Below are 12259 nucleotides of genomic sequence, written 5' to 3' on the forward strand. Positions count from 1 at the left end.
AGTATGAGCAATCGAAAAGTTCCGTTACGAAAATGTATTGCGACGCAAGAGATGAAATCAAAACGAGAGCTCGTTCGCATTGTTCGTTCCAAAGAGGGCGAAGTGTCTATTGATTTATCTGGAAAAAAATCAGGACGAGGTGCATATTTGTCAAAAGATAAAGAATGCATTATGCAAGCCCAAAAGAAAAACATTTTGGAACATCATCTAAAAGCGAAAATCGACAGTTCTCTGTACGAAGAGCTTCTTGAGCTTGTTGAGAAGGAGTCGAAATAAGTGTCCGATTGGAAATCGTTTTTAGGACTGGCAAATCGCGCTCGAAAAATCATTTCGGGTGAAGAACTCGTTTTAAAAGAAGTACGAAATGGTAAAGCAAAGCTCGTATTGCTTTCTGAAGATGCGTCAGCGAACACTACTAAACGTATCACTGATAAAACGACGTACTACAATGTACCAATGAAAAAAGTCGAAAATCGACAACAATTAGGGCATGCGATTGGGAGAGACGAGCGAGTCGTTGTAGCTGTGTTAGATGAAGGCTTTGCGAAAAAGCTACGTAGCATGCTCGATACAAATTACCGGGGGTGAAGGTATGAGTAAAATTCGAGTACATGAATATGCAAAAAAAAATAATATCTCAAGTAAAGATCTTATGACAAAACTTAAAGAGATGAATATCGAGGTTTCGAATCATATGACAATGTTAGAAGATGAAGTAGTAAACAAATTAGATAATGAATATAACACTGGAGCGGAAAAACCTTCTGTTGCAGATGAGTTTGAAGTAGAAGAGAAAGTTGTTCGCAGTAAAAAGAACAGCAATAAGAAAAAGAAAAAAGGCAAAGGAAATGAAGACAAACGTCAAGATAACTTTGCTGGAAGACAACAAACACAAATAGTAGAAACACCAGATAAAATTACTTTCTCTGGAAGCCTTACAGTAGGTGAACTTGCTAAAAAGTTAAGCAAAGAGCCATCTGAAATTATTAAAAAGCTCTTCATGCTAGGAATTATGGCGACAATTAACCAAGATTTAGATAAAGATACAATTGAGTTAATTGCTACTGATTACGGTATTGAAGTAGAAGAAGAAATAGTTGTAAGTGAAACTGAGTTTGAAACATTCATTGATGAGCAAGACGATGAAGAAAACTTAAAAGAGCGTCCAGCTGTTGTTACAATTATGGGACACGTTGACCATGGTAAAACAACATTACTTGACTCTATTCGTAATTCAAAAGTAACTGCTGGCGAAGCGGGTGGAATTACTCAGCATATCGGTGCATACCAAGTTGAAGTAAATGATAAGAAAATTACATTCTTAGATACGCCTGGTCACGCGGCATTTACAACGATGCGTGCTCGTGGTGCGCAAGTAACTGATATTACAATCCTTGTTGTTGCAGCTGATGACGGTGTTATGCCACAAACAGTTGAAGCGATTAGCCATGCAAAAGCAGCTGGAGTACCAATTATTGTTGCTGTGAATAAAATGGATAAACCAGCGGCGAATCCTGATCGTGTAATGCAAGAATTAACAGAATATGAATTAGTTCCAGAAGCTTGGGGCGGAGACACAATTTTCGTACCAATTTCTGCAATTCAAGGCGAGGGAATTGACAACTTGCTAGAGATGATTCTTCTTGTAAGTGAAGTAGAAGAATATAAAGCAAACCCAAATCGTTATGCAACGGGTACTGTAATTGAAGCACAGCTTGATAAAGGTAAAGGAACTATCGCGACATTATTAGTTCAAAACGGTACGCTTCGAGTTGGAGATCCAATCGTTGTTGGAACTTCATTCGGACGTGTTCGTGCAATGGTAAGTGATATTGGTCGTCGTGTAAAAGTTGCTGGTCCATCAACTCCTGTTGAAATTACAGGTTTAAATGAAGTACCACAGGCTGGAGATCGTTTCATGGCATTCGCTGATGAGAAGAAAGCTCGTCAAATCGGTGAATCACGTGCACAAGAAGCGTTAGTTGCACAACGTGGTGAGAAATCTAAATTAAGCCTTGAAGATTTATTCCAACAAATCCAAGAGAGCGATGTAAAAGAAATCAACTTAATCGTAAAAGCAGACGTACAAGGTTCTGTTGAAGCGATGGCAGCATCACTTCGTAAAATTGATGTTGAAGGCGTAAAAGTTAAAATCATTCACACTGGTGTAGGTGCGATTACAGAATCTGATATTATTTTAGCTTCTGCATCTAATGCAATTGTAATTGGATTTAACGTACGTCCGGATGTGAACGCGAAGCGTACAGCTGAGTTAGAGAACGTTGATGTTCGCTTACACCGCATTATCTACAAAGTAATCGAAGAAATTGAATTAGCGATGCAAGGTATGCTTGATCCAGAATTCGAAGAAAAAGTAATCGGTCAAGCGGAAGTTCGTCAAACATTCAAGGTAACAAAAGTTGGAACAATCGCAGGTTGTTACGTAATTGACGGTAAAATTACACGCGATAGTGGCGTTCGTATTATTCGCGATGGTATCGTAATTTTCGAAGGACAACTTGATACGTTAAAACGTTTCAAAGACGACGTAAAAGAAGTTGCACAAAACTATGAGTGTGGTATTACAATTGAGAGATATAATGACCTTAAAGAAGGGGACATCATTGAAGCATACGTTATGGAAGAAGTGAAGCGATGATTGTCGCTTCACTCTCATTCGAGTGTATGATTTACGATGTACATTCTTTAAAAGAGAAACGGGCAATTTTGCAACGAGTGCTAACTCGTGTGAAGCAGCGGTATAACGTAGCTGTTTCAGAAGTAGGGCATCAAGATGTATGGCAACGTACAGAAATTGCGATTGTTTCCGTATCCTCAAATCGTGTTATCTGTGAAAAAGAAATGAATCGTGTACTGGAGTACATCGATTCATTTCCTGAAATTGAACGTACGATAACACAATTGGAATGGTATTGAATGAGGTGAAGAGTTATGAAATTACGTGCAAACCGTGTAGGCGAGCAAATGAAAAAAGAATTAGGCGACATCATCAGTCGTAAAATTAAAGACCCACGTATCGGATTTGTTACAGTAACAGATGTACAAGTGAGTGGTGATTTACAAATTGCCAAGGTATATATTTCTGTTTTAGGTGACGAAGAACAGAAAGAAAATACGTTAAAAGGTTTAGCGAAGGCAAAAGGCTTTATTCGTTCAGAAATTGGCCAACGTATTCGTCTTCGTAAAACACCGGAAATTACCTTTGAGTTTGATGAGTCTATCGGATATGGTCATCGAATTGATACACTTTTACATGAAATTAATAAAGACGGTAAACGTGAAGAATAATGGATAGACATTTGTCTATCCATTTTTTCAATGCAAAATAAGTTTTGGATATTTACTACGAAAGAATTATGATGAGGTGAACATATATGGAAGGTGTAGTATTATTACATAAGCCAAAAGGCATGACATCACATGATTGTGTATTTAAATTAAGAAAGATATTGCGAGAAAAGAGAATTGGTCATACGGGAACATTAGACCCAGATGTGACGGGGGTATTACCACTTTGTGTGGGAAGAGCAACGAAGATTGCACAATTTTTAACAAGTGAAACGAAAACATATGAAGGTGAAGTAACATTAGGGTTTTCAACAACAACAGAAGATGCTTCTGGTGAAGTTGTGGAGAAACAAGATGTAAATCGTGTTATTACACGTAAAGAAGTAGAAGAGGTACTAGCGGAATTAACAGGCACGATTGAACAAATGCCACCAATGTTCTCAGCAGTAAAAGTAAACGGAAAAAAATTATATGAATATGCAAGAGCAGGACAAGAGGTGGAACGTCCAGTCCGTACAATTACGATTCATGAATTCGTATTACTGGATGACCGTGAAGTTTTTGAAGGAGAAAATATTTCATTCCGTTTCCGTGTAACTTGTAGTAAAGGAACATATGTAAGAACGTTAGCAGTAATGATCGGGGAGAAACTTGGTTTCCCATCACATATGTCTCACCTTGTACGAACGGCATCTGGTGAATTTTTATTAGAAGATTGCATATCATTTGAAGAAATTGAAGAAAACGTGCAAAATGGAACAGTAGAGTCTATCTTCATTTCAATTGATGAAGCATTAAGTAAGTTTCCAAAAATGGTTGTAGATGAAAAGCAAGCAGAGAAAATAAAGAATGGTATGTTCTTAAAGAACGAATTAGAAATAACGGCACCATTTATTACAGTATTTGATAAAAATGATCGTTGCTTAGCAATTTATGAACATCATCCAAAACATCCTGGCATGTTAAAGCCGATGAAAGTACTTGTGAATAATCAAGAACTAAAGCTATAATGAATTATTGGAAGGATTATTACAGAAAAAGGTGAATTCAAGCGTGAAACTTATTCATTTAACTCATCCACATGAACAAAATAAATTAGAATTACCACCTACTGTAATGGCATTAGGATTTTTTGATGGCATTCATTTAGGGCATCAATGTGTGATTCGAACTGCGAAAAAAATAGCGGACGACCGAGGATATAAAAGTGCAGTTATGACATTTCATCCTCACCCATCTGTTGTTTTAGGGAAAAAGGATGCGCATGTGGAGTATATTACACCAATGCGTGATAAAGAAAAAATAGTCGAAAGCTTAGGAATCGATATATTATATGTGATTAAATTTGATGAATCATTTGCAGGGTTATTACCGCAACAATTTGTAGATGATTATATTATTGGTTTAAATGTAAAGCATGTAGTAGCAGGGTTTGATTATTCATATGGACGTTTAGGAAAAGGAAAGATGGAGACTTTACCATTTCATGCAAGAGGGGAGTTTACACAGACTGTGATTGAAAAAGTTGAATTTCAAGAAGAGAAAGTAAGTTCTACAGCATTACGAAAGTTAATTCGAAATGGCGAAATGGAACAAATTCCATCTATTTTAGGTAGAGCCTATACAGTAGGAGGAACGGTTGTACACGGTGATAAACGTGGACGTCAAATCGGTTTTCCAACAGCTAACGTAGGTTTAAGTGATGAGTATTTATTGCCACCTGTAGGTGTTTATGCAGTGAGATTAAAAGTTCACGATGAATGGTACGATGGTGTATGTAATATTGGATATAAACCAACTTTTAAAGAAAATGAACGTCAATTATCTATTGAAGTTCACTTATTTGAATTCAACAAAGACATATATGATCAAAGTGTTACAGTTGAGTGGCATATGCGTATAAGAGAAGAGAAGAAATTCAATGGCATTGATGAGTTAGTTGAACAAATCGCAAAAGATAAGAAAACAGCACAAGAATATTTTGCGAGCGAAAAGAATATACTTGCTTTTTCAAATGAAAAGTAGTATTCTATGTTATGTACTTTATGACAACCATTGCTTGGCATTGCGACTCACCGACGCTTGCTAGGTAATTGGGGGTTTAATTAATAGGAGGTGAAATAGGATGGCTTTAACACAAGAGCGTAAAAATGAAATCATTGCACAATTTAGAACTCATGAGACTGATACTGGTTCTCCAGAGGTTCAAATTGCTGTCCTAACGGAGCAAATTAACACTCTAAACGAGCACTTACGTACTCACAAGAAAGATCATCATTCACGTCGTGGTCTATTAAAGATGGTTGGTAAACGTCGTAACTTACTAACTTACCTTCGTAATAGCGATATCACACGTTACCGTGAATTAATCACAAAGCTTGGCTTACGTCGATAGTCAAAGAAGCGGGAATATTCCCGCTTTTTTGTTAGGTAAAAATATATCTTCTACGCTTTATAGCTTACTTAATTTTCGGCAATACTAGAGGTAGAATATTGTGATATACTATCCATTTACATAGAAGAATTGAATATTTTAAATTGAGAGGGGTACTTAAATGAGTCAAGAAAAGCAAGTCTTCTCGATAGATTTAGCTGGTCGCCAGCTAACAGTTGAAACTGGTCAGCTTGCAAAACAAGCGAACGGAGCAGTATTAGTAAGATATGGCGATACAGCGGTTCTATCTACAGCAACTGCATCAAAAGAAGCTAAAAATGTAGATTTCTTCCCACTTACAGTAAACTATGAAGAGCGTTTATATGCAGTCGGAAAAATTCCTGGCGGTTTTATTAAGCGTGAAGGTCGTCCAAGTGAAAAAGCAATTTTGGCAAGTCGTTTAATCGACCGTCCAATTCGTCCGTTATTCGCAGATGGTTTCCGTAACGAAGTACAAGTTGTCAGCATTGTAATGAGTGTTGATCAAGATTGTTCTTCTGAAATGGCAGCTATGCTTGGTTCTTCATTAGCGTTATCGATTTCAGATATTCCATTTGAAGGCCCAATCGCTGGCGCAACAGTTGGTCGTATTAATGGCGAATTCGTTATTAATCCAACAGTAGAACAGCAAGAACAAAGTGATATCCACTTAGTTGTAGCTGGTACGAAAGATGCAATTAACATGGTTGAAGCAGGAGCAGATCAAGTGCCTGAAGAAACAATGTTAGAAGCAATTATGTTTGGGCATGACGAAATTAAACGTCTAATTGCATTCCAAGAAGAGATTGTACAAGCTGTAGGTAAAGAGAAATCAGAAGTGAAACTTTATGAAGTTGACGCTGATCTTAATCAAGCTGTACGTGAAATGGCTGAGAAGGATATGCATTCTGCAATTCAAGTACATGAGAAACATGCACGTGAAGATGCAATTAACGAAGTGAAAAAGCGTGTAATTGAGCATTACGAAGCTGAGGAAGCTGACGCTGATACATTAGGACAAGTAAATGAGATTTTATATAAAATTGTAAAAGAAGAAGTACGTCGTCTTATTACAGTTGAAAAAATTCGCCCAGATGGCCGTAAAGGTGACGAAATCCGTCCTTTAGCATCAGAGGTTGGTATTTTATCTCGTACACATGGTTCTGGTTTGTTCACACGTGGACAAACACAAGCATTAAGTATTTGTACATTAGGTGCATTAGGCGATGTGCAAATTTTAGATGGTCTTGGTGTAGAAGAATCAAAACGCTTTATGCACCATTACAATTTCCCATCATTTAGTGTTGGTGAAACAAGACCGATGCGTGGACCAGGTCGTCGTGAAATTGGTCACGGTGCACTAGGAGAACGTGCTCTTGAGCCTGTAATTCCATCTGAAAAAGATTTCCCATACACAGTACGTCTTGTATCTGAAGTGTTAGAATCAAATGGTTCTACTTCACAAGCAAGTATTTGTGGTAGTACTTTAGCAATGATGGATGCGGGTGTTCCACTTAAAGCTCCAGTTGCAGGTATTGCAATGGGTCTAGTTAAATCTGGTGAGCATTACACAATTTTATCTGATATTCAAGGTATGGAAGATCATTTAGGTGATATGGACTTTAAAGTAGCGGGTACAGCACAAGGTGTAACTGCATTGCAAATGGACATTAAAATCGATGGTTTATCACGTGAGATTTTAGAAGAGGCATTACAACAAGCGAAAATTGGTCGTGTGCACATTCTAAATCATATGTTATCTGTTATTGCAGAGCCACGTACTGAATTATCAGCTTACGCTCCAAAGATTATTACAATGACAATTAACCCAGATAAAATCCGTGACGTTATTGGACCAAGCGGTAAACAAATCAATAAAATTATTGAAGAAACTGGCGTTAAAATTGACATCGAGCAAGATGGTACTGTATTTATTTCATCAATAAATCAAGAAATGAACGACAAAGCTAAGAAGATTATTGAAGATATCGTTCGCGAAGTACAAGTAGGTGAGATCTACGAAGGAAAAGTGAAACGTGTTGAGAAATTCGGTGCTTTCGTTGAATTATTCAGCGGTAAAGATGGATTAGTTCACATTTCTGAACTTGCACTTGAGCGTGTAGGTAAAGTAGAAGACGTTGTGAAAATCGGTGATGTAATTACAGTTAAAGTTATCGAGATTGACAAGCAAGGTCGCGTAAATCTATCTAGAAAAGTATTACTAAAAGAAGAGCAAGAAAAAGAAGCTGCTAAAGAAGAAAACAAACAAGAGCAGCAATAAGTAAAAGCCAGTTAAACTGGCTTTTTTTGTTATGTAAAAAACATGATGTTCATATATTTTTATGTCGGTATAGGTATAGTTTTCATTATAACGCTCAAATTAACAAAGATAAGAAGGAAATGTTTTTATATAGTTAATTTGGGAGGGTTTATATGAAAGTTCGTATATTGGCATACATATGTATATTTTCTTTATATGTCAGTTTAGGCTCTTATTCTGTTTTTGCACAAGATAACTTGCATGAAGAAATTCAAAAGCATGCAAAACAGTATGAGATTGTACCTCAAAATGCGATGATTGATAAAATATGGAAGGCAACACCTGGATATAATGGAAGACAAGTGGATATTGAAGCATCGTATAATAATATGAAGAAGCTAAAGAAATTTGATCAAAAATATCTTGAATTCAAAGAAGTATCACCGAGTGTTCATTTAGAAGATTTATCACCAGCTCCAATTTATAGAGGGCATCCAAATAAAAAGATGGTGGGATTAACAATAAATGTGGCATGGGGAAATGAGTATTTGCCTCGTATATTAGAGATATTGAAAAAGCATGATGTGAAGGCCACTTTCTTTTTAGAAGGACGTTGGGTGAAAGAAAATTTACGGTTTGCAAAAATGATTGTCGATGCAAATCAAGAAGTTGGAAATCACTCATACACACATCCTAATATGAAAACGTTATCGTCAGATGAAATACGAGATCAGTTACAAAAAACAAATCGAATGATAGAAGTAGCAACGAATCAAAAAGTAAGATGGTTTGCCCCGCCGAGTGGAAGTTTTCGAGATGAAGTCGTAAAAATCGCAGATGATTTTCAAATGGGGACAATTATGTGGACTGTAGATACGATCGATTGGAAGCGACCGGAGCCGGATGTACTATTGCAGAGAGTGATGAGAAAAATACATCCAGGTGCTATCATATTAATGCATCCTACTTCGTCTACAGCAGAGGCTTTAGAAACAATGATTACAAAATTGAAGGAACAAGGATATAAAGTGGGGAATATAACTGAATTACTGGATGAAAAACGTGTGGATTAAATACATTTGCATGACATTCATCCTTAAACTTGTTATCATTAAATAATAGCGTTTTATTTAGAGAAACTGGTAGTAGGAGGAAAGTTTTTGATTAAAAAATATACTTGTAAAAATGGTGTAAGAATAGTTATGGAGAATATACCAACTGTAAGATCGGTTGCAATTGGTATTTGGATCCATGCGGGATCAAGAAATGAAAATGAAAAAAATAATGGGATTTCTCACTTTTTAGAGCATATGTTCTTTAAAGGGACAGAAACACGTAGCGCACGAGAAATTGCAGAATCATTTGATAGCATTGGTGGTCAAGTGAATGCATTTACTTCAAAAGAATATACATGTTACTATGCAAAAGTATTAGATGAGCATGCTAAATATGCTTTAGATGTTTTAGCAGATATGTTCTTTAATTCAACATTTGATGAGGAAGAACTGAAAAAAGAGAAGAATGTCGTATGTGAAGAAATTAAAATGTACGAAGATGCTCCAGATGATATTGTGCATGATATGTTAACGAAAGCAACATATGAAACGCATCCACTTGGATATCCTATTTTAGGAACAGAAGAAACGCTTAACACGTTTACAGGTGATACGTTACGTCAATATATAAAAGATCATTACACACCTGAAAATGTCGTTGTATCAGTTGCAGGAAATATTGATGAAGCATTTTTACAAACAGTGGAGCAATATTTCGGTAGTTATGAAGGAACAACAAACCGTGAACAAGTACATAGCCCAATTTTCCATTTCAATAAGGTAGCTCGTAAAAAAGAAACGGAACAAGCTCATTTATGTCTAGGATATAAAGGCTTACAAATGGGACACGAAGATATTTATAACTTAATTGTATTAAATAATGTTTTAGGCGGTAGCATGAGTAGCCGTTTATTCCAAGAAGTACGTGAGCAACGCGGATTAGCTTACTCGGTATTTTCTTACCACTCTTCTTATGAAGATACAGGCATGTTAACACTTTACGGTGGAACAGGTAGCCAACAATTAGATACACTGTATGAAACAATGCAAGAAACATTAGAGACATTGAAAAATACAGGTATTACAGAAAAAGAACTTATGAATAGTAAAGAGCAATTAAAAGGAAACTTAATGTTAAGTTTAGAAAGTACAAATAGCCGTATGAGCCGTAACGGTAAAAATGAATTGCTTCTTCGTAAACATCGTTCACTTGATGAGATTATTGAAAGTGTAAACACTGTAACCAAAGAAAATGTAGACGGATTAATTCGTAACATGTTTACTGATGAATTCTCTGCGGCACTTATTAGTCCAGACGGAAAACTTCCAAAAGGAATAAAACTATAATTGATTTTTATGATGTACCTGAAAATAACCTTCTCTCTTTTTAAAAGAGAGAAGGTTATTTTTTTTATACATATAGAATAGGTACTAATTATAGACAATGTAAATGAAAAATTCAGTAGAAGGAGTGGAGTGTGTATGCGATTAAGTGAATTAAGTGGTAAAGAGGTTGTAGATATAGAAAAAGCGGAAAAAATGGGAGTATTGGGTTATATGGATTTAGAGATTAACGAGAAAGACGGACAAATACAAACACTTATAATACCTGGAGGGAAGTGGGGAGGTTTTAAAAAGGAGCCACAGGAAGTAAGGGTGGCATGGAGTCAAATAAAGAAAGTCGGACATGATATGCTTCTTTGTGATAGTATAGATCGTTCAAATTCGGAGTGAAGGATGGCCATTTTGGTCATCTTTTTTTGTATTTACATAGAAACCTGATAAATCATATATGCATTTGGATTTTCAATCACCAGAAACTCGTACATTACATATGATGTGGAGGAAAAAGAAAAAGTAGGCACTTTTCTTATAAATGACAGAAAAAGAAGGTGAATTAGGGAATGTTGACTGAGATGCATATTGCTGTCATAGGAGGAGATGCAAGGCAGCTAGAAGTAATTCGTAAGCTAGTTGAATTGGATGCGAAACTTTCTTTGATAGGGTTTGATCAGTTAGATCATGGTTTCACAGGGGCAGCAAAAGAAAGTATACAAAATTTAGATTTCACTTCTGTAGATGCAATTATTTTGCCGGTTGCAGGCACAAATGCCAAAGGAGAAGTAGATACTATTTTTTCAAATGAAAAAGTTTCAATAACGAAAGAACAAATTGAAAATACACCAGAACACTTTACTATATATTCAGGTATTGGTACGCCTTACTTGGAAAATCTCGTATCTACTACGAACCGAAAACTTGTTAAATTATTTGATCGTGATGATGTGGCAATCTACAATTCTATTCCAACTGTAGAAGGTACATTAATGATGGTAATTCAACATACCGACTATACAATTCATGGGTCCAATGTAATGGTTCTAGGATTTGGTAGAACAGGAATGAGTGTTGCGAGAGCATTTCAATCATTAGGAGCCCATGTCAAAGTTGGAGCAAGACGATCAGAACATATTGCACGTATTACAGAGATGATGTTTTCTCCTTTTCATATGCAAGACATAGAGAAAGAAGTAGGAAATATCGATATTGTAATTAACACGATTCCGCACCTCGTTGTAACAGCGAATGTTATTGCGAAAATGCCAGCACATACGTTAGTGATTGATTTAGCTTCTAAACCAGGCGGTACTGACTTTAGATATGCGGAAAAAAGAGGAGTCAAAGCGTTGCTAGCACCTGGATTACCAGGTATTGTTGCTCCAAAAACGGCTGGGCAAATCTTAGCAAATGTTCTTTCTCAGTTATTAGCAGCAGATGCAATCGCAAAGGAGGAAAAGAAATGAGTTTGAAGGGGAAACGAATTGGTTTCGGATTTACAGGTTCACATTGTACGTATGAGGAAGTTATGCCGCACTTAGAAAAATTAATTGCTGAAGGAGCAGAAGTACGTCCTGTTGTTTCATACACTGTTCAATCAACAAACACTAGATTTGGAGAAGGAGCAGAGTGGATTAAGAAGATTGAAGAAATAACAGGTTTTAAAGCAATTAATTCAATTGTTGGAGCAGAACCACTTGGACCTAAAATTCCATTAGACTGCATGGTAATCGCTCCTTTAACAGGAAATTCTATGAGTAAATTTGCGAACGCAATGACAGATTCTCCAGTACTAATGGCAGCAAAAGCGACATTAAGAAATGGCAAGCCCGTCGTATTGGCCGTTTCGACGAATGATGCATTGGGGTTAAATGGGGTAAATCT

14 protein-coding genes are annotated in these 12259 nt (G+C 36.4%); all 14 read left to right on the forward strand.

Annotated features, from left to right (window positions below; all coding sequences use genetic code 11):
- The first annotated feature begins 3 nt into the window (after nucleotides 1-3).
- Nucleotides 4-276: an RNase P modulator RnpM gene (gene rnpM / locus COK05_RS24210; protein ID WP_000071125.1), complete on the forward strand. Its 273-nt coding sequence runs from the start codon at nucleotides 4-6 to the stop codon at nucleotides 274-276.
- Nucleotides 277-588, forward strand: a complete 312-nt coding sequence (locus tag COK05_RS24215) for a YlxQ family RNA-binding protein (protein WP_098614558.1) — start codon at nucleotides 277-279, stop codon at nucleotides 586-588.
- A 4-nt stretch (nucleotides 589-592) separates the two neighbouring features.
- A complete protein-coding gene (gene infB / locus COK05_RS24220) occupies nucleotides 593-2659 on the forward strand; it encodes a translation initiation factor IF-2 (RefSeq protein ID WP_016080536.1) in 2067 nt (688 codons plus the stop codon).
- On the forward strand, nucleotides 2656-2937 hold the full coding sequence (locus COK05_RS24225; protein ID WP_000634349.1) for a DUF503 domain-containing protein: 282 nt from the start codon (nucleotides 2656-2658) through the stop codon (nucleotides 2935-2937). The genes infB and COK05_RS24225 overlap by 4 nt, the downstream gene beginning before the upstream one ends.
- A gap of 15 nt (nucleotides 2938-2952) precedes the next feature.
- Nucleotides 2953-3309: a 30S ribosome-binding factor RbfA gene (gene rbfA / locus COK05_RS24230; protein ID WP_000776437.1), complete on the forward strand. Its 357-nt coding sequence runs from the start codon at nucleotides 2953-2955 to the stop codon at nucleotides 3307-3309.
- An 86-nt stretch (nucleotides 3310-3395) separates the two neighbouring features.
- Nucleotides 3396-4319 (forward strand): tRNA pseudouridine(55) synthase TruB, encoded by a 924-nt coding sequence (truB, locus tag COK05_RS24235; protein WP_000399362.1) that lies wholly within the window; start codon nucleotides 3396-3398, stop codon nucleotides 4317-4319.
- A gap of 43 nt (nucleotides 4320-4362) precedes the next feature.
- On the forward strand, nucleotides 4363-5334 hold the full coding sequence (ribF, locus tag COK05_RS24240) for a bifunctional riboflavin kinase/FAD synthetase (RefSeq protein ID WP_098614559.1): 972 nt from the start codon (nucleotides 4363-4365) through the stop codon (nucleotides 5332-5334).
- Nucleotides 5335-5434: 100 nt separating this feature from the next.
- On the forward strand, nucleotides 5435-5704 hold the full coding sequence (gene rpsO / locus COK05_RS24245; RefSeq protein ID WP_001229392.1) for a 30S ribosomal protein S15: 270 nt from the start codon (nucleotides 5435-5437) through the stop codon (nucleotides 5702-5704).
- 160 nt (nucleotides 5705-5864) lie between these two features.
- The gene (gene pnp, locus COK05_RS24250; RefSeq protein ID WP_000076745.1) at nucleotides 5865-8003 is read left to right on the forward strand and encodes a polyribonucleotide nucleotidyltransferase; all 2139 of its coding nucleotides are present in this window, start codon (nucleotides 5865-5867) and stop codon (nucleotides 8001-8003) included.
- A 152-nt stretch (nucleotides 8004-8155) separates the two neighbouring features.
- Nucleotides 8156-9055, forward strand: coding sequence for a polysaccharide deacetylase family protein (locus COK05_RS24255; protein WP_098614560.1), 900 nt, complete (start codon nucleotides 8156-8158; stop codon nucleotides 9053-9055).
- 87 nt (nucleotides 9056-9142) lie between these two features.
- Nucleotides 9143-10384, forward strand: coding sequence for a M16 family metallopeptidase (locus COK05_RS24260; RefSeq protein ID WP_000593001.1), 1242 nt, complete (start codon nucleotides 9143-9145; stop codon nucleotides 10382-10384).
- A gap of 135 nt (nucleotides 10385-10519) precedes the next feature.
- Nucleotides 10520-10771, forward strand: coding sequence for a YlmC/YmxH family sporulation protein (locus COK05_RS24265; protein WP_098614561.1), 252 nt, complete (start codon nucleotides 10520-10522; stop codon nucleotides 10769-10771).
- Nucleotides 10772-10941: 170 nt separating this feature from the next.
- Nucleotides 10942-11841 (forward strand): dipicolinic acid synthetase subunit A, encoded by a 900-nt coding sequence (gene dpaA / locus COK05_RS24270; RefSeq protein ID WP_063548471.1) that lies wholly within the window; start codon nucleotides 10942-10944, stop codon nucleotides 11839-11841.
- Nucleotides 11838-12259, forward strand: a 422-nt coding sequence (gene dpaB / locus COK05_RS24275; protein WP_097813862.1) for a dipicolinate synthase subunit B, incomplete at its 3' end; no start/stop codon positions are given. The genes dpaA and dpaB, both read left to right, overlap by 4 nt.

The sequence above is a fragment of the Bacillus cereus genome, from assembly GCF_002567495.1.
Lineage (GTDB): Bacteria > Bacillota > Bacilli > Bacillales > Bacillaceae_G > Bacillus_A > Bacillus_A cereus_AQ.

What these genes read in the sequence shown, in the direction of transcription:
- rbfA (WP_000776437.1), top strand. Translation starts at nt 2,953, where the DNA reads ATGAAATTACGTGCAAACCGTGTAGGCGAGCAAATGAAAAAAGAATTA.
- COK05_RS24255 (WP_098614560.1), top strand. Translation starts at nt 8,156, where the DNA reads ATGAAAGTTCGTATATTGGCATACATATGTATATTTTCTTTATATGTC.
- pnp (WP_000076745.1), top strand. Translation starts at nt 5,865, where the DNA reads ATGAGTCAAGAAAAGCAAGTCTTCTCGATAGATTTAGCTGGTCGCCAG.
- COK05_RS24265 (WP_098614561.1), top strand. Translation starts at nt 10,520, where the DNA reads ATGCGATTAAGTGAATTAAGTGGTAAAGAGGTTGTAGATATAGAAAAA.
- dpaA (WP_063548471.1), top strand. Translation starts at nt 10,942, where the DNA reads ATGTTGACTGAGATGCATATTGCTGTCATAGGAGGAGATGCAAGGCAG.
- infB (WP_016080536.1), top strand. Translation starts at nt 593, where the DNA reads ATGAGTAAAATTCGAGTACATGAATATGCAAAAAAAAATAATATCTCA.
- rpsO (WP_001229392.1), top strand. Translation starts at nt 5,435, where the DNA reads ATGGCTTTAACACAAGAGCGTAAAAATGAAATCATTGCACAATTTAGA.
- COK05_RS24225 (WP_000634349.1), top strand. Translation starts at nt 2,656, where the DNA reads ATGATTGTCGCTTCACTCTCATTCGAGTGTATGATTTACGATGTACAT.
- rnpM (WP_000071125.1), top strand. Translation starts at nt 4, where the DNA reads ATGAGCAATCGAAAAGTTCCGTTACGAAAATGTATTGCGACGCAAGAG.
- truB (WP_000399362.1), top strand. Translation starts at nt 3,396, where the DNA reads ATGGAAGGTGTAGTATTATTACATAAGCCAAAAGGCATGACATCACAT.